The 18,142-nt window shown below is 43.4% G+C and carries 20 protein-coding genes and 4 tRNA genes; 6 read left to right on the forward strand and 18 right to left on the reverse strand.

Features of this window, described 5'->3' with window-relative positions; genetic code table 11:
• Positions 1-440: 440 nt before the first annotated feature.
• From OPS25_RS06165 to uvrY, 11 genes are all read right to left on the reverse strand, one after another.
• Positions 441-1,193, reverse strand: a complete 753-nt coding sequence (locus OPS25_RS06165; RefSeq protein ID WP_265616774.1) for a helix-turn-helix domain-containing protein — start codon at positions 1,191-1,193, stop codon at positions 441-443.
• A gap of 31 nt (positions 1,194-1,224) precedes the next feature.
• Positions 1,225-1,623: a hypothetical protein gene (locus OPS25_RS06170; RefSeq protein WP_265616775.1), complete on the reverse strand. Its 399-nt coding sequence runs from the start codon at positions 1,621-1,623 to the stop codon at positions 1,225-1,227.
• Positions 1,624-1,633: 10 nt separating this feature from the next.
• A complete protein-coding gene (locus OPS25_RS06175; RefSeq protein ID WP_265616776.1) occupies positions 1,634-1,909 on the reverse strand; it encodes a helix-turn-helix transcriptional regulator in 276 nt (91 codons plus the stop codon).
• An 87-nt stretch (positions 1,910-1,996) separates the two neighbouring features.
• A complete protein-coding gene (locus tag OPS25_RS06180) occupies positions 1,997-2,599 on the reverse strand; it encodes a hypothetical protein (RefSeq protein ID WP_265616777.1) in 603 nt (200 codons plus the stop codon).
• The gene (locus OPS25_RS06185; RefSeq protein WP_265616778.1) at positions 2,600-3,793 is read right to left on the reverse strand and encodes a tyrosine-type recombinase/integrase; all 1,194 of its coding nucleotides are present in this window, start codon (positions 3,791-3,793) and stop codon (positions 2,600-2,602) included.
• Between the two features lie 166 nt (positions 3,794-3,959).
• Positions 3,960-4,046 (reverse strand) — tRNA-Leu (locus OPS25_RS06190).
• A gap of 59 nt (positions 4,047-4,105) precedes the next feature.
• Positions 4,106-4,179, reverse strand: a tRNA-Cys gene (locus OPS25_RS06195).
• Between the two features lie 4 nt (positions 4,180-4,183).
• Positions 4,184-4,259: transfer RNA gene (locus OPS25_RS06200), tRNA-Gly, on the reverse strand.
• Positions 4,260-4,767: 508 nt separating this feature from the next.
• Positions 4,768-5,346: a CDP-diacylglycerol--glycerol-3-phosphate 3-phosphatidyltransferase gene (gene pgsA, locus OPS25_RS06205; protein ID WP_265616779.1), complete on the reverse strand. Its 579-nt coding sequence runs from the start codon at positions 5,344-5,346 to the stop codon at positions 4,768-4,770.
• A gap of 85 nt (positions 5,347-5,431) precedes the next feature.
• A complete protein-coding gene (gene uvrC, locus OPS25_RS06210; protein ID WP_265616780.1) occupies positions 5,432-7,249 on the reverse strand; it encodes an excinuclease ABC subunit UvrC in 1,818 nt (605 codons plus the stop codon).
• Between the two features lie 15 nt (positions 7,250-7,264).
• Positions 7,265-7,909: a UvrY/SirA/GacA family response regulator transcription factor gene (uvrY, locus tag OPS25_RS06215; protein WP_265616781.1), complete on the reverse strand. Its 645-nt coding sequence runs from the start codon at positions 7,907-7,909 to the stop codon at positions 7,265-7,267.
• A 169-nt stretch (positions 7,910-8,078) separates the two neighbouring features.
• Between uvrY and chaB the strand changes: the two genes are divergently transcribed.
• Entirely contained in the window at positions 8,079-8,306 is a 228-nt protein-coding gene (chaB, locus tag OPS25_RS06220; RefSeq protein WP_265616782.1) for a putative cation transport regulator ChaB, read from the forward strand.
• A 21-nt stretch (positions 8,307-8,327) separates the two neighbouring features.
• Here the strand turns inward: chaB and OPS25_RS06225 are convergent, their stop codons facing one another.
• Complete coding sequence (locus OPS25_RS06225) at positions 8,328-8,786, reverse strand: hypothetical protein (protein WP_265616783.1); 459 nt, start codon at positions 8,784-8,786, stop codon at positions 8,328-8,330.
• A gap of 747 nt (positions 8,787-9,533) precedes the next feature.
• Positions 9,534-9,625, reverse strand: a tRNA-Ser gene (locus OPS25_RS06230).
• Positions 9,626-9,867: 242 nt separating this feature from the next.
• Here OPS25_RS06230 and OPS25_RS06235 point away from each other — a divergent pair.
• Genes OPS25_RS06235 through OPS25_RS06255 form a run of 5 tightly spaced genes read left to right on the forward strand, consistent with a single transcriptional unit; the run spans position 9,868 to position 11,937 of the window.
• A complete protein-coding gene (locus tag OPS25_RS06235; RefSeq protein WP_265616784.1) occupies positions 9,868-10,533 on the forward strand; it encodes a Bax inhibitor-1/YccA family protein in 666 nt (221 codons plus the stop codon).
• 57 nt (positions 10,534-10,590) lie between these two features.
• Positions 10,591-10,983, forward strand: coding sequence for a sulfurtransferase complex subunit TusD (gene tusD / locus OPS25_RS06240; RefSeq protein ID WP_265616785.1), 393 nt, complete (start codon positions 10,591-10,593; stop codon positions 10,981-10,983).
• Positions 10,983-11,333, forward strand: a complete 351-nt coding sequence (locus tag OPS25_RS06245; RefSeq protein ID WP_265616786.1) for a DsrE family protein — start codon at positions 10,983-10,985, stop codon at positions 11,331-11,333. Before tusD ends, OPS25_RS06245 begins: the two co-directional genes overlap by 1 nt.
• On the forward strand, positions 11,333-11,593 hold the full coding sequence (tusB, locus tag OPS25_RS06250) for a sulfurtransferase complex subunit TusB (RefSeq protein ID WP_265616787.1): 261 nt from the start codon (positions 11,333-11,335) through the stop codon (positions 11,591-11,593). The genes OPS25_RS06245 and tusB overlap by 1 nt, the downstream gene beginning before the upstream one ends.
• Positions 11,593-11,937 carry a TusE/DsrC/DsvC family sulfur relay protein gene (locus tag OPS25_RS06255; protein ID WP_265616788.1) on the forward strand — a complete coding sequence of 115 codons (345 nt, stop codon included), beginning with the start codon at positions 11,593-11,595 and terminating at the stop codon, positions 11,935-11,937. Before tusB ends, OPS25_RS06255 begins: the two co-directional genes overlap by 1 nt.
• A gap of 2 nt (positions 11,938-11,939) precedes the next feature.
• Here OPS25_RS06255 and serS read toward each other — a convergent pair whose 3' ends face one another.
• From serS to OPS25_RS06280, 5 genes are read right to left on the reverse strand one after another with little or no spacing between them, the layout of a single operon-like run.
• The gene (gene serS / locus OPS25_RS06260) at positions 11,940-13,241 is read right to left on the reverse strand and encodes a serine--tRNA ligase (protein WP_265616789.1); all 1,302 of its coding nucleotides are present in this window, start codon (positions 13,239-13,241) and stop codon (positions 11,940-11,942) included.
• A gap of 10 nt (positions 13,242-13,251) precedes the next feature.
• Positions 13,252-13,635 carry a fluoride efflux transporter CrcB gene (crcB, locus tag OPS25_RS06265; RefSeq protein WP_265616791.1) on the reverse strand — a complete coding sequence of 128 codons (384 nt, stop codon included), beginning with the start codon at positions 13,633-13,635 and terminating at the stop codon, positions 13,252-13,254.
• Position 13,636: 1 nt separating this feature from the next.
• Complete coding sequence (locus tag OPS25_RS06270; RefSeq protein WP_265616792.1) at positions 13,637-14,950, reverse strand: replication-associated recombination protein A; 1,314 nt, start codon at positions 14,948-14,950, stop codon at positions 13,637-13,639.
• Positions 14,947-15,555 carry an outer membrane lipoprotein chaperone LolA gene (gene lolA, locus OPS25_RS06275; RefSeq protein WP_265616793.1) on the reverse strand — a complete coding sequence of 203 codons (609 nt, stop codon included), beginning with the start codon at positions 15,553-15,555 and terminating at the stop codon, positions 14,947-14,949. Before lolA ends, OPS25_RS06270 begins: the two co-directional genes overlap by 4 nt.
• A 55-nt stretch (positions 15,556-15,610) precedes the next feature.
• A complete protein-coding gene (locus tag OPS25_RS06280; RefSeq protein WP_265617091.1) occupies positions 15,611-18,061 on the reverse strand; it encodes a DNA translocase FtsK in 2,451 nt (816 codons plus the stop codon).
• Positions 18,062-18,142 lie beyond the last annotated feature (81 nt).

Genomic DNA, 18,142 nt, shown 5'->3' on the forward strand with positions numbered 1-18,142 from the left:
ACTATTATCGACAATTAGCCGAAGATACGGCAGCATGACTCAAACAAATCCGCCTCCGAATTTACCGGCGCGATTCAATAGGTGGGAGTGGGTATGATAGGTTGGGATTGACCATCTCTAATTAAGCAGGAACCAATTTCTAATTCTAAAGTCAGAAAGTGGCTTTGTCTGAAAAATTACTAAAATGGATTGAAATTGAAAAATTAGATGAGCAGTTTTGAGCAAGCAAACTGCCTGCTATTACATTAGTTCTTTTAACTAGTTCTGTTACCTAAGTACTATTACTTACACCGGACATTTTGTAAGATGCCAAGCGGACATTTTGTTTAATCCTACCGGACAAAATATTATTCCCTATCGGACATTTTGTAAGGTCGAAAGTCAAAAACGACTTTTTTATAGTCGAATTCGACTTGACTCCATAGGTGGGAACAAGGGTGTTAATTTGAGCAAATAGCATCACGTAAGGCCTCGGCTCGCACTTCTTGTTTGTCCATCATGTAGGATTCCATATAAATTACTGTTGGGTCATCTTCTGATGCCCTGACGACAAATTGACTTCCTGAGTAGTTGTATGTAACCACTCCTAATTGTCTTAGTTTTTGAAGGTGCCGGTAAGCTGTACCTCGGCCTAGATTAGACCAGTATTCGAAATGCGCGTTTGACCTGAAATATAGCTCAGTCTGGCCTCTCGCAGATTGCGCCCAGGAAATTCTACAAAGCAGATAAGCAGATTTGATATCCTGCGTAGTGTCTATGGAATCAATAGTCAGTATTTGAAAGCTGGGTATCTCTTTATAGTCGTTCCCACAACCATCAAATTCCCCAAAATCATGATCGGGTGAATTATTTGTGAGAAGCTTCGTATAGAGTTCTTTTAACGCGTTACTGTTATGGCTGTTCACATGCGAGTATTCGTATGCTCCTAACCAGCCTGAGTTCATTCTTGTTCTTTTACGGTGGAAATAGCCCTGTTCTTCAAATAGTGTTCGCAGCTTCCTTCTAATCGTTTTTTCGTTTACGTAGAACATTTCAGCGTAGTCTTCGGCACATTTCCAAGGGTTGTAGCCTTTAGCAATCCAATAATAAATGTCGCCAGTCATAGCGGCTCCAAGTACACCCTGGTAATTAACAACAGTATCGAAAAGAAATATTTTCTCAGGGCGCTTTGTAAGCACCTTTCTTTCTGACATAATCTTTCCCCGAACGGGTAGCCCCTAAGGGCTACGCTGCGTTTGGATGGGACGGTGGTTCGAAGCTCAGTGGATCGGCTTTTCGCTTGCTACGAAAGAAATTAAGAAGAATTATCGCTTTCTTCCTCTGTTCATCGTCTGCTAACCAATAGCGATTGAAAGCCTTCTGGCAGTAGTTAACGATTGTCGATTTATCAGGCTTTCTCGCTACCGTTATTCCATGTTGTTTCTGTAAAGAGCTTACAGAAGTATGGAGGCACGATTCGCGGTAATCCCAAAATGCTTCAGGTTGGGTTATACCATCGCTTCCTTTTCGAATTAAAAGCATGAGAAAACGTTCTATTTTTTTTGGTGGATGTAATGGTTTAGACTTACCAGTGTTCAGATTGGTGTTGTCGTCTTTCGGGGCGGCTGCACTATTAATTTTCATAATAGTTACCTCATGCCGCTATTACGTCTAAGAGTCGACTTGCTCTTAATTTTCGATATTTGACAAGTCTTTCAACTATTTCTTTTAGTTCATCGTCACTCATACCAATAGAACGAGCCGTAAGAACCGCCTGTACTTCTTCAGTTATGTAGCCAGTTGATCGAGCACCTAAATTTAGAGCTGGTGGGAAAAGTCCTTCTAAAACTTGTCTTCGTAGGCCAGAGGTTGACCATGTAGTTAGTTTGAGGACTTCAGCGGGTTTCAGAATTGAAATATCATCTTTCATTTGAATCACCTGAGTTGTTGTTTAACGTTCAAAGCTCACAGTGATTTTCTTGATAATCCTAAGAGAAGTAACGGACAGCTAATCACGTTATTTGTCCGCTTTTTTTTTCCAGCGTCTCCAGTTTCGCAAAAATGTCTCAACGTCCGTACCGCTTAATTTTTCAAGAAACTCTTTATCCCCAAACGGATACCTACCGTTTAAAAATTCCTCAGCCAGTTCAGACTGAGAAGGCGACTTTCCCCCTTTATTTTTAGCTCCTAACTTTTCTAAGCCAACTATTCCAGAAAATGTCATATAAAGCTGATCAGAAGATCGTCTTGCTGCTTCATTACCGACAGACGGCTTTTCACGTCCAAAAAAAATGTGCTCTAAACTTTTTGAACCGCCACTCTTAAAGTACTCCATGAAGCAATCGGTTAACCATAGAAGAATTTCTGGGGGAGGATAAAATCCACTATCAATATAGTAATTAAAGGCGTCTAAGGGAGTCGCCGCTAGCCTCTCGTCGCTCTCACGATCTAATACATTATGTAAAGTGTGGTCGTAGTTAAAAGTATATACTTGATTACTGAGCACTTCCCATGAGTGTTCCAGTGAAGCTTTAACAGGATAATCATCATGATCTTTTAATTCTTCTCTCCATAGACGAACTTCGTTCCAATCATTTTTTTTAATTTTTCTGGCTCTCATTCATTCTTCTCCCTTTATTTTACGCGACCACCATTCCATCATTTCACGTCTACGCTGAAGATATTGAGCACGGTTGTACGCTGCCCTCACCTCATTCTCATCTTTATGAGCAAGCGCAGCTTCAATAACATCATGGTCAAAACCTTGTTCATTCAAAATTGTACTCGCAAGCGCCCTCATACCATGAGCCACTAAGCGATCTCTGAATCCCATATCTCTGAGTGCTTTATTTGCTGATTGTCGATTAGCGGGCCGTTTAGGGTCGATATGTGAAGGAAAAATATACTCACGGTGAAAGCTGATAGGTTTCATTAACTCTAGAAGTTCTATTACTTGTGGTGTTAGAGGCACTAAATGCTGCCTATCCATTTTCATTCGTTCCGCAGGTATAGCCCAGATAGCTTCTTTAAAATCAATTTCAGCCCATTTCGCTTCTGCTGCCTCGCCAGGACGAACCATTGTGTGAAGTTGAAACTCAATTAGACAGCGAGTGGTTATTTTAGCTGACGAATAACGCAAAGCTTTCATCAGGGCTGGTAATTCTTCCGGTGGCAAAGTTAATTGGTGCTTTACCTTGGTGATAGGAATTAATTCTTTAATACCTATCAGTGGATTATGGTGGATAATTCCCGCATTGACCGCATAGGTCATAACGCTATTCATTCGCCTAGCCACTTTTCGCGCTATTTCATGACTACCTCTTTCGATTATTTTATTTAAAACTTCTATCGCTCTAGGAGCTGTCAGGCTTTCAATTGGGACTTTACCGATATAAGGAAATATATCATTTTTAAATGAGCGCTTTATGTTCTTCAACGTTCCATCAGCTACTTTGCTTGAGTGAACTACAAACCACTTTCTCGCAACACTCTCAAAAGTGGTCTCTGCAGATTGAACCGCCCTCACCTTTTCTGAATCTCTGTGATCTTTCGGGTCGATATCTTTGACTAGGAGCTTTCTTAACGATTCTCTTGCTTCTCTTGCTTCTGCCAGGGATATTTCTGGATATGAACCAATACTTATATTGCTTCTCTTCTTAGTATGGGGGCGTGTGTAATTGAATAGCCACAGCTTAGAGCCGTTAGGTTTTACTCTTAAAGCGAGCCCTTTTCCATCCGCCAGGTTGTATTCCTTATCTTGCGGTTTCGCTTGTTTTATTTGGGTTGCGTTAAGTGCGGTTACATTCCGTGGCATGTTTTTGTAACACCGTTTAAGTAACATTTTTTCGTTGTTACAGTGAGTGTTACTAAAAAATTGGAATGTTGCAAATCATCACAAACGTTCAAAAGTGTTTTTAGTGAGGTAAAACACTGATTTAACAAAGTTAAAAACGTTTATAGAATTTTATGGAATTAGAAAATGGTGCCCGGGGCCGGACTTGAACCGGCACACTCTAACGAGCGAGGGATTTTAAATCCCTTGTGTCTACCAATTTCACCACCCGGGCATGGGCTTGTCTTTCGACAATAAGGTGTGGCCTAAAGCCATTACTGCGTAACGGAATAATGGAGGCGGAACCCGGAGTCGAACCGAGATCCACGGATTTGCAATCCGCTGCATAGCCATTCTGCCATTCCGCCGAATTGGAGCGGGAAACGAGACTCGAACTCGCGACCCCAACCTTGGCAAGGTTGTGCTCTACCAACTGAGCTATTCCCGCCCTTTTTGAATCCGTAACAGTGTTTGCAGTTTACATTTCGCGCAACCTGCCAAGAAGCTTGGCAATCGCTATCGCGACGAGGTATGTACACTACCAACTGTACTATTCCGTACTCTTTTGAGTCCGTAACAGTATTTGCAGTTTACATTTCGCGCAACCTGCCAAGAAGCTTGGCAATCGCTATCGCGACGAGGTATGTACACTACCAATTGTACTATTCCGTACTCTTTTGAGTCCGCAACAGTATTTGCAGTTTACATTTCGCGCAACCAGCCAAGAGGCTTGGCAATCGCTATCGCGACGAGGCATGTACACTACCAACTGTACTATTCCGTACTCTTTGTGATGAATCTCATCACTACAATTGAGCTAGTTATCAATACGGTAACCCGCTTCAAATGTGGGGTGCATTCTACCGTTAACACCTAAACTGTCAATACAAAAAAACGAATAATTTGCTGTTTATGAACTGTTTGCTAATTTTTTATTCAGTTTGCTTGAAGAAACATCAATTTTTAGCAGTGGCGGGTGATTTCAAGTATTTGCCCGCGGCGGCTGAGTAAACAACCATCGACCATAACGACAAAATTGCAGCTATGTATAATAAACCATGGCCTAACGTGACCCAATAAATAGGAATTCCCATGAAGGTTTCTAATTCAGAAAGTAAGCCTATTAGTGCCAGCATTTGTGCCATCGTTTTTGCTTTACCTATAAAGGATACTTTTACCTGTTCACTCATGCCAATTTGGCCCATCCATTCTCGTAGCGCAGATATGTACACTTCTCTTACCATTAAAATAATGGCCGGTATGGTTATCCATAGTGACTGATAGGAGTGCGTTATCATAAGAAGCGCGGCGGCAACAATCAACTTGTCGGCCACGGGATCCAGAAACGCGCCGAAGGGAGTGCTTTGTTGTAGTTTTCTAGCCAAATAACCGTCTATCCAATCGGTTATTGCGGCTAACCAAAAAATAAATGCGCCAGCCTGTTTCGCCCACTGCCAGTCTAAAAAGTAAACGAACACAAATACAGGTATAAGAATAACGCGAAATAGGGTGATGATATTGGGTACTGTCCACATAATTACTTATTCACCAGCGTAACCGGCTGTCCTTCTTTTTGTTCTATTATCAGATTAACGTAATTTTGAACTCATCAATAGTGATTTATAAATGCAAATGATCATAAATTGTCTCAGCGAGTTCTTTACTGATACCAGGGACATTAGCAATTTCATCTTTACTTGCCTTTTTCAAACCTTGTAAGCCCCCCATATACTTAAGTAACGTTTGACGTCTTTTGGCCCCTATACCGGGGATACTCTCAAGGCTTGATGTGGTTTTAACTTTCTGACGGCGATTACGATGGCCACTGATGGCAAAACGGTGAGATTCATCTCGTATGTGTTGGATTAAATGCAGGCCCGGAGAATGCGAGTCCAACGCGATAGTTTCATGCGAACCAGCCAGGATCAAGGTCTCCAACCCAGGTTTTCGAGTCGTGCCTTTCGCCACGCCTATCAACAAAGGTTTGGCCTCTTCTGGCCAGTCCTCGAAAAAATTTTCAGCTTGAGCTAACTGGCCTTTTCCTCCATCTATAAACAAGATGTCAGGAATTTTACTGACCTCTTTAACATTCTTATAGCGGCGTTTTAGTGCCTGTGCCATGGCCGCATAGTCGTCGCCAGGGGTAATACCTTCAATGTTGAAACGTCTGTAATCACTTTTAAGCGGGCCTTCGCGATTAAACACCACACATGAGGCAACCGTCTGCTCCCCCGCGGTGTGACTGATGTCGAAACACTCCATGCGCTGAATGGGCATATCCCGTTCAAGGGCCGATTCCAAGTCTATATAACGCGCTAAAATAGACTGTTGTTTGCCAAACTGTGCTTCTAATGCTGATTCTGCATTTTTTTGTGCTAATTGCAGATAACGACGTTTTTCCTCTCTCGCCCCGCGGAAAAGTTTAACCTTATGTTTGGCTTCGTGTGACAATAAGTCAATAATTGCGGGCTCATCCGAAAGTGCAGTATTAAGCACTATCTGTTTGGGGATAATTTTATTTCCTGCTAAATAAAATTGTAAAAAGAATGATTCAAATATTTCTTCTTGTTCTGTATTAGCGGGCACCTTGGGAAAATAGGCTTTACTTCCTAATAATTGATTATCGCGGATAAACAGCACCTGTATACACGCCATCCCCCCTTTAACAGCGAAACCGAACACATCCATCTCATCCAGAGTCCCAGAGACCCATTGACGTTCCTGCACTTTCCTAAGTACATTAATTTGATCACGATATCGCGCAGCTGCTTCAAAATTTAGCGATTCGCTGGCGCGTTCCATTTTATCTACCATTGTGGCAATAACTTGCTGGTTCTTACCCTGTAAGAATAAGCGCGCCAGACTCACCTGTTCCTGATACTCTTCGTCGCTTACATAGCCTTCTACACACGGCGCCGAGCAACGCTTCATCTGATATTGCAGGCATGGACGGCTGCGTGCCCGGTAATAACTATCCTCACACTGTCTCACAGGAAATATTCGCTGCATTGAGCGCAGACTCTCTCTCACTGACCACGCGCTGGGATAAGGACCGAAGTATTCGCCTTTGGCTTTTTGAGGACCTCGATGAAACGCGAGTCTTGGGTGGTCGTGAGCGGACAAAAAAATAAAAGGGTAAGATTTATCATCCCGTAAAAGCACGTTATAGCGAGGTTTGTATTTCTTAATGAAGTTATTTTCTAACAGGAACGCTTCAGTTTCACTGTTAACCACCGTTACATCCATGTTCGCTATTTGACTGACAAGCGCACGAGTCTTAGCATTATCCACTTTCATTCTGAAATAGCTGGATACCCTATTTTTCAGGTTTTTGGCTTTCCCTACATAAATTACATCCCCTTCCTGATTGTACATACGGTACACACCAGGTTGGTGAGATAAATGCTTTAGGAACTCATTTGCGTCAAAGTCTGACATGCATCTTATTACTATCTACAACAAGTTTGGATCGATAAGTTTATGGCGCAATGCGAGATGCGTGAGTTCAACGTCAGTTGAAACACCCAGTTTCTCGAACATGCGATAACGATAGGTATTAACCGTTTTCGAATTGATGCTTAATTCAACAGCAATTTCTGGCACTTTTTGCCCACGGGTAAGTCGCAATGCAATATTAAGTTCACGGGTTGAAAGGCCATCAAATGGATTATCATTGTCGGGGGCTATCCGGCTAATCGCAATACTTTGTGCAATGTCAGGGGGTAAATATTTTTGTCCCGCCGCCACTTTATAGATAGCACGGATCATTTCATTGGGTTCAGTATCTTTTGTCAGAAAGCCGTAAGCGCCTTGCTGCATTACCTGCGCAGGTATGGGGTTTTCTTTGTGCATTGATAAACATATAACACGCGTGTTTTCAGACATGCGTACGACTTTTTTCGTCGCCTCTAAGCCTCCCATACCTGGCATGTTCACATCCATTAACACCACATCAGGGGCATTTCTACGACATAACTGGACAGCTTCTTCACCATTTTTAGCTTCGCCAATCACGGTAAAATCACCTACATCTTCGAGAATTCGGCGAATTCCATTACGTACCAGGTCATGATCGTCCGCTAGGAGTATTTTGATCACGTTTTACGCTCACTATTTTGATAGTGGTTTCACTTCGAATCGCATCATATCATGTTAGTTAAAACTGTGAATACTTGAACGAGAGAGTTTTGGCTATCCCTAGTAATTAAGTGTTGAACGATGAAACGATAACAGAAGTATAAAGTTATTTTCAGAGGAATAATAAACCATGCCATACGAAAATAAACAGGATTTACCCGTCGCCGTCAAAAACAATTTACCTTCCCATGCGCAGGATATATTCAAAGAAGCCTTTAACAGTGCGTGGGACGAATATAAAGATAAAGAGGATCGTCGAGGAAACGACAGTCGTGAAGAGGTCGCTTTTAAAGTTGCATGGGCCGCTGTCAAAGAAAAATATCATAAAAATGCAGATGACAAGTGGGTGAAAAAGTAACGGGCTATATCGCCCCCTCACTTACCCCTTCACAGGCTTTCTGACAACATACAACACCACCCAAGCTGCTGCCGCCACAGCAAGCCCAGTTAGCTTAGGGTTTATTTCTTGAAAATTTAAAAATAAACCAGCATGCATAGTTAGATAAAGAAAAAGGCAATAAAAGCCAAATGGTTTGCGTTTTATTACGCCATATGCACCGGTGAGTAGAATCCCCCCCATTAAGAAAATATATAAAAAATAGATTGGGAGTGTGAATACAACAAGTTGTTCATTCAATCGCGCATTAATAAAAGATTGGGTTTCCAGTAGTGCATCTTGCAGCGGTACTAGATCGATTAGCGTCTGTGACTGTAAAAAAAGTGCCGCCCCTACCCCTACACGCACGATCCCAAACAATACGAAATATAAAATAATTAACCAGCCGACGAGATGCGTCAGGCTAGTAATGTATGAATGCAAACCTCTGAAATGCGCCATATTCCCTACCCATTTTTTTCACTACCTTAGCAGAAACTTTCTGCCATGGGCTGGCTGGGAAACAGAACGTTACATTTTATGCCAGGTTGTTACGAGTAAGGCCCACCTTTATCGATAGTAAAAATCTGGTTAACGTCATTGTTCGCAAAAGAGAGTCATGGTTATTTAAATGGAGCGGGTAATGACAACAGTCGGTTCGTAAAACGATTTGGTAAGCTTAATGATGCTGTTGTTACTAGCCCTAATCAAATAGGCCGCGCATAAACCCATCCGTTTTTGCCGCTTTTTCGACACTAATTGGGTGCAACAAAGTTGAAGCGTTAATTGCCCTGCTCAATTTTTTTGACGTAAGTTTGAAACGGCAATGCGAAAAAATAACTAAGGTTAGGGCCACGGATGAAAGCGACATTCTCTAAGGGTAGCGGGCTGCTTCCCGCATATCATTACCGCTACAAAACTGAGGAGTTAGCAAGCACCCCTTCTCCCACCGCAGCCTACCCGATAGCCTGTTGATTCTTCAGGCTAAAGCAGATGGGGGATAGAACTAACTTAGCATACTTCACTTCTTCAGCGACGCCTGTCCTATTAGAGCCCGCCCTGCCACAACCGTCTTAAAACCAACGAGTTAATAGCTGAAATTAACATGCTGAGGCAGCACTTTGTTGCGGATAAAACTAGATATACCGGAACGGACCCGTTCCAACTGTAAAAAGAAAAAAACCGCACGATTGTGCGGTTTTAAGAATGTGGCGGAGAGTGAGGGATTCGAACCCCCGGAAGGTTTGACCCTTCGCCTGATTTCAAGTCAGGTGCATTCAACCGGACTCTGCCAACTCTCCGTGAAGTGAGGCGTATCTTAATGATATTTTTCGCACTGTAAAGGGTTAATTTAAAAAAAAAGTTTAACTGCTTGAGAAATAACCATAGCGTTTATTTTTACAGCTTGTTACACAAAATTTGTTTTGAATAGTGGGTATAGTTGCCGAAAACACTTGAAAAAAGAAACCAAAAGCCATACAAAGGAAGTAATAAATAGTATGACCGTTTATGGTCGAATTCGAGTGTCCAGTTGGAGAAAATAATGGATCAACGTTCGATGTATGCAAGTGCATCTCAGACATCTGTACTGCAGACTAATAAAGTTTTGCGCAACACCTATATGTTACTCGCCATGACACTGGCATTCAGTGCGGTGTGTGCAGGTATCGCAATGGCTGTTGGCATTACTCCTATGATGTCGTTAGTAATGACAATCGGTGCTTTCATCACCTTGTTTGTCGTTCATAAGAAAGCGGACTCAGCTTCCGGTATCTACTGGGTTTTCCTTTTCACAGGCTTGATGGGTGCATCCTTAGGTTATACGCTTAATTTTTATTTAGGTGTAGCGGGCCCTGGACTCATCATGGAAGCGCTTGGAGCGACAGCGCTCGTGTTTTTTGCTCTTTCCGGTTACGTTCTAACTACTAAGAAGGACTTCTCATTCTTGGGTGGTTTCTTAATGGTTGGTTTGGTAGTAGCTATTATTGCGGGTATAGCAAATATCTTTTTTGCTATTCCAGCGGTTAGCCTGGCATTAAGCGCAGCTATCGTATTCATCATGTCTGGCCTGATTTTGTTTGATACCAGTCGAATCATTCACGGTGGTGAAACCAATTATATCCGGGCTACTGTCTCGTTATATTTGAACATCTACAACTTGTTTGTATCTATGCTTCACCTATTAGGTGCATTCGGTGGCGACGACTAATACCGCTAGTCGAATTGTAATGGAGAAACACCCCTTTTAGGGGTGTTTTTTATTGGTATGCTTTCATATTCGATGTTAATTACCAGCGCCCCGTATGATGGCGAACGTATAAGCAGTGCACAACTGTTTGCCCAGGCGCTAGCAGAAAACCCTGATACCTGTTTACGCAATATATTTTTTTACCAACAAGGCGTATTTAACGCTAACTTTCTCAGTACGCCTACAGCAGGCCAGGTCAATCTGTATAAAGGTTGGTGCAAACTGGCTGCGCAAAACAATATTAAATTACAAGTCTGTGTCACGGCTGCGGCAAAACGTGGAATAATTAGCCAACAAGAGCAAGTAGAAAACGATTTAGCTGCATTCACTTTACAAGCTCCGTTTGAACAAACCGGGTTAGCGGATTTTTTTACTCAGCTTCATAAAGCTGATCGATTGGTACAGTTTTAATGGCAACTATTCTTATTCGTATGACCAGTGCTCCCTACGGCACCAACAGTGCCGAGGAAGGATTAGACTTTGCTATTTCAGCAACCAATTTTGGGCACGAGGTACTGCTAGTTTTTGAAGGTGAAGGCCTTTATCAACTAATAATGCGACAACAGCCAGAGGGTACGCCAAATCATGCTAAGCGATTAACCGCCCTACCATTTTTTGATATTGAAGAATGTTTTTACAGTGAACTCAGTTTACAGTTGTTAGGTTTGTCGGAAAGTGTACTAGGCGACGTCGCATCCCCAGTCACCGAAAAAGAATTGCAGGCTTTGTATAATAAAGCCAATCATGTGGTAACGTTCTGATGCTTTATATCATTAGAAATTCACAATTAAGTGAGTGGCAAAAGCAAACCCTTAAATCCTTAAGCGCTGAAGACGCTATTATGTTTGCCGAAAACGGGGTTTATAATTTGTACACGGGTGTTATAAACAGTAACGCAAATATATATGCGTTAAAGCAAGATTGCCTTTCGCGAGGCGTTGACAGTGTTGACGTTGATATGGTCGATTACGCAGCATGGGTTAAGTTAACTACAACACACAAACATTGGTTGAACTGGTAGTGCAGAATTCTTATTTTTTAGACTGGGAACAACAGCAAATAGAAGTCGACAAGGCGGGCTACCTGCTGGATTACCGAGACTGGCGAGAGGAAATGGTTCCCATTTTAGCTGAACAGGAGAATATCGTTTTAACCGATGCTCATTGGGAAGTCGTACGGTTTGTAAGAGCGTTCTATTTAGAGTACGAAACGAGTCCAGCAATACGAGCGCTAGTTAAAGCAATGGCAGTAAAATTCGGCCCGGAAAAAGGTAACAGCCGTTATCTGCAACGATTGTTCCCCAGAGGCCCTGCCAAGCAGGCCACAAAATTAGCGGGTCTGCCAAAACCCGCTAAATGTCTTTAATGCTATTTTGCTGCAGCGCGAAGCTCAGTTATTCCCCCCATATAGGGAAGTAGCACTTCAGGTACTTTAACTGAACCATCAGCTTGCTGATAGTTTTCCAAAACCGCTACCAGTGTTCGGCCAACGGCTAAACCAGAACCATTCAAAGTATGAAGCAATTCAGGCTTTTTCGTTTCAGGATTACGATAGCGGCCTTGCATACGACGGGCCTGAAAATCGAGCATATTCGAGCACGACGAAATCTCTCGATAAGTATCTTGTGCAGGCAACCACACTTCCAAATCGTAGGTTTTGCACGACCCGAAACCCATATCTCCAGTACAAAGAAGCATCTTGCGATAAGGAAGATTGAGCTTTTGTAAGATCACTTCAGCATGATTGGTTAGCTCTTCAAGTGCTTCAAAGCTTTTCGACGGTTCGACCAATTGGACCAATTCCACCTTATCGAACTGATGCATTCTGATAAGGCCTCTGGTATCTCGCCCGTAGGAACCGGCTTCACTCCTGAAACACGGCGTATGCGCTGTCATTTTCACGGGCAATTGCTTTGCTTCAAAAATGTGATCGCGAGCGACATTTGTCAACGGCACTTCGGCGGTAGGGATTAGCGACAAGCGCTGGCCTTCTTCGGTAGCAGGTTCTGTATGAAAGGAATCACCTGCGAACTTAGGTAGCTGTCCAGTACCCAGCATACTTTCAGTATTAACTAAGTAAGGTACGTAATTTTCCTCGTAGCCATGCTCCTGAGTATGGACGTCCAACATAAACTGCGAAAGTGCACGATGTAGCCTGGCAACCTCTCCCCGCATTAACACAAAACGGCTTCCAGAGAGTTTTACCCCAGTCTCGAAATCTGCACCATTATCCAACCCCTGGGCAATATCGACATGATCTTTCACTTCAAAATCGAATTTAGAAGGTTCTCCCCAACGAGATACTTCCTCATTTTCTTCTTCATCTTTACCAACAGGCACTGATTCATGAGGTAGGTTCGGGATGCCTAGCGCAATATCTTGTATTTGTTGGAGAAGCTCTGACAACTCTTCTTTTGCACTATCCAATTCATTACCCAATTTACCCACTTCGGCTAAAAGTGGGGCAATGTCCTGGCCCTGAGCTTTGGCTTTCCCAATCGACTTACTTCGAACGTTACGTTCGTTTTGTAGTTCCTGTGTTTTAATCTGTAAGCTCTTACGCTTTTCTTCAAGCGCTTTTAGTTGCTCCACGTCCAGCATAAAACCGCGGCTCTTAAGACGCATCGCCGTGTGTTCAATTTCTTCTCGTAAAAACTTAGGATCTAACATGGATCTTCTTTTATCCTTTAATTAACAAAATAGCCAACCAGCCAGCAATCAGGCAGGCGGTCACATTTACCAGTATGTTCATTACTGCTTTTTCCCACAAACCGTTTTCTAGTAGAGTTAGCGTTTCCAGGGAAAAGGTTGAAAAAGTGGTAAAAGCACCAAGCAGCCCTACCCCAACTAACGCTCGATAAGGAAATTCTGCCCAACTGCCATGTTCGATTAAACCGTACACGATGGCCAGTAAAAAAGAACCCACTACATTAACCGTGAGTGTACCAAATGGGAATTGTTTTCCAAACCAAGAATCAACTGATTGGGTGACAAAAAAACGTAAACATGCACCAGCAGCCCCACCCAGGGCAATGTAAAAATACAGGGTGACTGACGGACTCATCTTAATTCCTTTTTAGACTACTGTTGCGGTTGAGCTCGTCCAGATAATCGCGTTTAGCTTTTAAGGTTTTTTCCAGTCCCCGTTCATTCGGGTGGTAGAGTCTTAACTCAGATAATTCTGGTGGGAGATAACATTCACCGGCGGCAAAAGCATTCGCTTCATCGTGCGCATAACGATAACTTTTACCAAACCCTTGATCTTTCATCAAACTCGTTGGGGCATTGCGTAAGTGGTTCGGTACCGGATAGTCAGGACATTTAGAAACAATCGCCTTGGCCTCGTTAAAAGCCTTATAAACCGCGTTACTCTTTGCTGCTAGCGCGCAATATATAGCGGCCTGGGCAATTGCACGTTCTCCTTCAGCTGGCCCCACCCGATGATACGTATCCCAGGCATTCAGACTTAATTGAATAGCGCGCGGGTCTGCATTACCAATGTCCTCAGACGCTATCGCCAACAACCTGCGAGCAACGTAGAGAGGGTCTCCGCCACCGTTGAGGATCCTTACATACCAATAAAGTGCTGCATCCGGATCTGACCCCCGCACCGACTTATGAAACGCCGATATAAGATCATAAAATGCGTCTCCTTGTTTGTCGTATGCGGCTATCTTTTGACCCACTGCCGCTTCTACCTCACTGAGACTAATAGTATTATTTTCTGCAAAATCACAAGCCAATTCCAAATAAAACAAGAGGCGTCTTGCATCGCCAGCACACGCTACCAGCAAGGCCGTTCTGGCGTCGTCTTCAAGTGACAAGGATAAACTACCCAGCCCTCTGTCTACGTCAGACAGCGCCCTGTCTAGTAGTCCAGACAAAGCTTCTTCATGTAAAGATTGTAGAATGTAAACCCTGACCCTGGATAACAATGCTTTATTAAGCTCGAATGAGGGGTTTTCGGTGGTTGCACCAATGAGGGTTACCGTACCGTCTTCAACAAAAGGGAGAAATGCATCCTGTTGACTCTTATTGAACCGATGGATTTCATCTATAAACAAAATAGTGCGTTTGTGATAACGAGCATCCTGTGTAGCCTTTTCCATTGCCGCTCGCACATCCTTCACTCCTGATGTAACAGCAGACAGCTGAATGACACTGGCCTCGGTATACTGAGCAATCAATTGGGCGAGCGTTGTTTTGCCTGTACCCGGAGGCCCCCACAGGACCATCGAATGACATTGCCCGGCTAACAACATCTTTCTAAGTGGCTTCCCTTCACCAAGAATATGCTCTTGCCCTACATATTCATCCACATTTTGTGGACGCAGCCGAGCCGCAAGTGGTGTATAGGGTTTTGACGACTGCTGGTTCACCGTTGATCATCGACCGTGAACGAATCTGGATAGTTGGGAAGGAACATATCGTCAACAACCGAAAACTGCGTTTCAATATTGGAAAATAGCAATTCACTGATTTGCTCTTGTGCGTCCTTCATGGTCAGGCCAACAAGTTGATCATTTTTAAAACGCAAAGTTAAACGCTTAATCTGCCCTTTATCTGCCTTAGGAGTGATAACAAATTGGTTCGCATTGGCTACTTTTTCAATATTAAATTGCGACCATGCCTCCTCACTGGTATTCGTTAGCAATATAAACGGATTGTCAGCCACAATCTGACTCTGACTCATGATGGTGACTTGCTCAACAAATTGATCGATATTCCATACATTGTTACCGTCGGCAATTAACAAAACTTCATCAGGTTCATCGGTTTGCCAGCGCAACTTATCCGGCCGAGCCATCACCAGACGGCCCGCTGACTGGTGTACCATTTCTTGATTACTGTCTTTCACCACTTGCTTGAACGATGCCCGATATTGTTCCATACCAGATAATTTTTGTTTAAGCATCTTTTCATCTGACTCGGCTAAGGTACAAAAACTCAAAACGAGCATGCTAAAGCTTATCAATCGAAACATATTCACCATCACTTTTCTATTACTCTTTTTGTTTCCAATCTAACACCAGGGGCGACTAATCTTTGGGTGCAGGCGGGGCTAACACTTCACGATTTCCGTTATGCCCTGGCGAGCTAACCACTCCGCTTGCTTCCATTTGTTCGACGAGTCGGGCCGCACGATTATATCCGATACGGAATTTACGTTGTACACTCGAAACACTTGCTCTTCTCGACTCCGTCACAAACGCTACAGCCTCATCATAGAATGCATCAAGTTCTTGATCAGCGCCCTCAGGTTGTTCGCCAGGAAGTAAAACTTCTGCTGAAGCTTCACCATTGAGAATTTCGTCAATGTATTCAGGCTCACCCCGTTTCTTCCAATCTGCGACTACTGCATGCACTTCGTGGTCGTCAACAAATGCTCCGTGCACTCTGGTAGGGACAGGGCTGCCCGGCGGTAGATATAACATATCTCCCATTCCCAACAACGCTTCTGCTCCCTGCTGGTCAAGAATGGTACGGGAATCTATTTTACTAGATACCTGAAATGCAATACGGGTTGGGATATTGGCTTTTATTAGACCTGTAATCACATCAACCGAAGGACGTTGGGTTGCCAACACTAAATGTATACCCGCTGCACGCGCTTTTTGTGCAATACGCGCGATAAGTTCTTCTACTTTTTTACCCACGATCATCATCATGTCAGCAAATTCATCTACGACGACGACGATTGCTGGCAATTTTTCCAGATCCGGAGCTTCAGTTTCCATACTGTCTTCTGACCGCCAGAGGGGATCCTTAATTGGTTGCCCATCAGCGATAGCTTGTTTCACTTTCGCGTTGTAGCCCTTTAGGTTTCTTACGCCTAAAGCAGACATAAGACGATAACGCCGTTCCATTTCACCCACACACCAGCGCAGAGCATTTGCCGCCTCTTTCATGTCAGTAACGACCTCTGCCAAAAGGTGAGGAATGCCTTCGTAGACCGACAGTTCCAGCATCTTGGGGTCAATCATGATCATCCGTACATCCTCTGGCGTGGATTTGTACAATAAGCTTAAGATCATTACGTTTACCCCAACCGATTTACCCGCGCCAGTCGTACCGGCCACCAGTAAGTGGGGCATTTTTGCCAGATCAACTACGACTGGCTTACCACTGATATCAGCGCCCAGCACCATGGTTAAAGCAGAACTATTTGATTGGAAGGTGTCACAACTGATGACTTCACTTAATCGCACCATTTCACGCTTTTTATTTGGAAGCTCTAACCCAATTACGGACTTCCCGGGGATGACTTCAACCACGCGCACTGAAATAGCTGACATTGCACGAGCTAAATCTTTAGATAAACTGGTGATTTTGCTGACCTTAACGCCTGGCGCAAGATCTAATTCAAAACGGGTAATAACGGGGCCAGGAAAGACACCCACGACTTTTGCTTCGATGTTAAAGTCAGAGAGTTTTTCCTCGACTAAACGAGAAACAATATCCAATTCTTCCTGCGAAATTGGGTTTTCATGTTTGTCAGCTCTTTCCAATAAATCGAACGATGGCATCGGACCTTCAGGCGTCTGGATTTCATCATCACGCGATAGCGATGAAGTCTGCCCTGCCCCACTGTCGAGATTTTTTTCGCCATCAGGTTGCCTCGCCTTTGCCTTACTTTTAAAAGGGTTGCTGAATTTTTTGGTCGGTTGCTGGGCTGACGAATTCTCCTCCACTGAAAATGGCGGTAAATCTTCATCGTCATCTTCAAATACTTCAGCCGGAATATCAAACTTAGGCTCTTCTCTTTGAAAAGCAGGCTTCGTTTGATGGTTAAACGCAGGTGGCTCTGCGCGCATGCTGGTGATATCTATTTCTGTGTTACTTTCACTGGCTTGTGAGACGGTGCGATTGGGCAACGCAAGTGTCGGAAATTCTAAGCCCATCAACTGCTGAGGCATCGCCATTGCTTTTCTACCAGACCAGACCACACCCGATCCTATACCGTCAATTATAGCGAGCCAGCTTATCCCTGTAAGTAATGTAAATCCCGTACAAAAAAAGCAAAGTAGTAACAAGATTGTGCCAGGGATATTAAAATAAGGCACCAGCGCAGAGCTAATGACATCTCCAACAAACCCGCCTGCGGAAAAGTTGAATAAGTCGTTAAAGTTAAGACTCGCAATACCGCACGCGCCTAACGCCATTAGCACGCCGCCAATGATACGTAGTCCGATCGTTAAATAATCAAATTCTTCCAGAGTTTTTATATGCTGAAAAAGAAACCAACCAAGGAATGCACTACAAAAAGGAAGCAAATAGGCAAGATACCCAACGCTAAATAATAACAAATCTGCAATCCAGGCACCGGTAGCGCCTACCCAATTATGTACATCGAGTTGCAGGCCAGCCTGACTCCAGCCAGGATCGCCCGGATGGAAAGAGGCCAATGCTAACAACAAAAAAAATGCAAAAACGCAAGCTATAATCATGCCTGCTTCCAGCAATCGCTGAATACCTGAAAGTCGCGCCATACCCAAAAAATTTCTATCCAAAAAAACGTATCTTCCTGATCTTAAAAAATAAACGTAAACAGTAAAAGTATTGGTAACTAT

The sequence above is a fragment of the Alteromonas aquimaris genome (assembly GCF_026183695.1).
Taxonomy (GTDB): domain Bacteria; phylum Pseudomonadota; class Gammaproteobacteria; order Enterobacterales; family Alteromonadaceae; genus Alteromonas; species Alteromonas aquimaris.

Excerpts from the sequence above, each read along its gene's own strand:
- OPS25_RS06165 (WP_265616774.1), bottom strand. The coding sequence starts at position 1,193 with ATGTCAGAAAGAAAGGTGCTTACAAAGCGCCCTGAGAAAATATTTCTT.
- OPS25_RS06170 (WP_265616775.1), bottom strand. The coding sequence starts at position 1,623 with ATGAAAATTAATAGTGCAGCCGCCCCGAAAGACGACAACACCAATCTG.
- OPS25_RS06175 (WP_265616776.1), bottom strand. The coding sequence starts at position 1,909 with ATGAAAGATGATATTTCAATTCTGAAACCCGCTGAAGTCCTCAAACTA.
- OPS25_RS06180 (WP_265616777.1), bottom strand. The coding sequence starts at position 2,599 with ATGAGAGCCAGAAAAATTAAAAAAAATGATTGGAACGAAGTTCGTCTA.
- OPS25_RS06185 (WP_265616778.1), bottom strand. The coding sequence starts at position 3,793 with ATGCCACGGAATGTAACCGCACTTAACGCAACCCAAATAAAACAAGCG.
- pgsA (WP_265616779.1), bottom strand. The coding sequence starts at position 5,346 with ATGTGGACAGTACCCAATATCATCACCCTATTTCGCGTTATTCTTATA.
- uvrC (WP_265616780.1), bottom strand. The coding sequence starts at position 7,249 with ATGTCAGACTTTGACGCAAATGAGTTCCTAAAGCATTTATCTCACCAA.
- chaB (WP_265616782.1), top strand. The coding sequence starts at position 8,079 with ATGCCATACGAAAATAAACAGGATTTACCCGTCGCCGTCAAAAACAAT.
- OPS25_RS06225 (WP_265616783.1), bottom strand. The coding sequence starts at position 8,786 with ATGGCGCATTTCAGAGGTTTGCATTCATACATTACTAGCCTGACGCAT.
- OPS25_RS06235 (WP_265616784.1), top strand. The coding sequence starts at position 9,868 with ATGGATCAACGTTCGATGTATGCAAGTGCATCTCAGACATCTGTACTG.
- tusD (WP_265616785.1), top strand. The coding sequence starts at position 10,591 with ATGCTTTCATATTCGATGTTAATTACCAGCGCCCCGTATGATGGCGAA.
- OPS25_RS06245 (WP_265616786.1), top strand. The coding sequence starts at position 10,983 with ATGGCAACTATTCTTATTCGTATGACCAGTGCTCCCTACGGCACCAAC.
- tusB (WP_265616787.1), top strand. The coding sequence starts at position 11,333 with ATGCTTTATATCATTAGAAATTCACAATTAAGTGAGTGGCAAAAGCAA.
- serS (WP_265616789.1), bottom strand. The coding sequence starts at position 13,241 with ATGTTAGATCCTAAGTTTTTACGAGAAGAAATTGAACACACGGCGATG.
- crcB (WP_265616791.1), bottom strand. The coding sequence starts at position 13,635 with ATGAGTCCGTCAGTCACCCTGTATTTTTACATTGCCCTGGGTGGGGCT.
- lolA (WP_265616793.1), bottom strand. The coding sequence starts at position 15,555 with ATGTTTCGATTGATAAGCTTTAGCATGCTCGTTTTGAGTTTTTGTACC.
- OPS25_RS06280 (WP_265617091.1), bottom strand. The coding sequence starts at position 18,061 with ATGGCGCGACTTTCAGGTATTCAGCGATTGCTGGAAGCAGGCATGATT.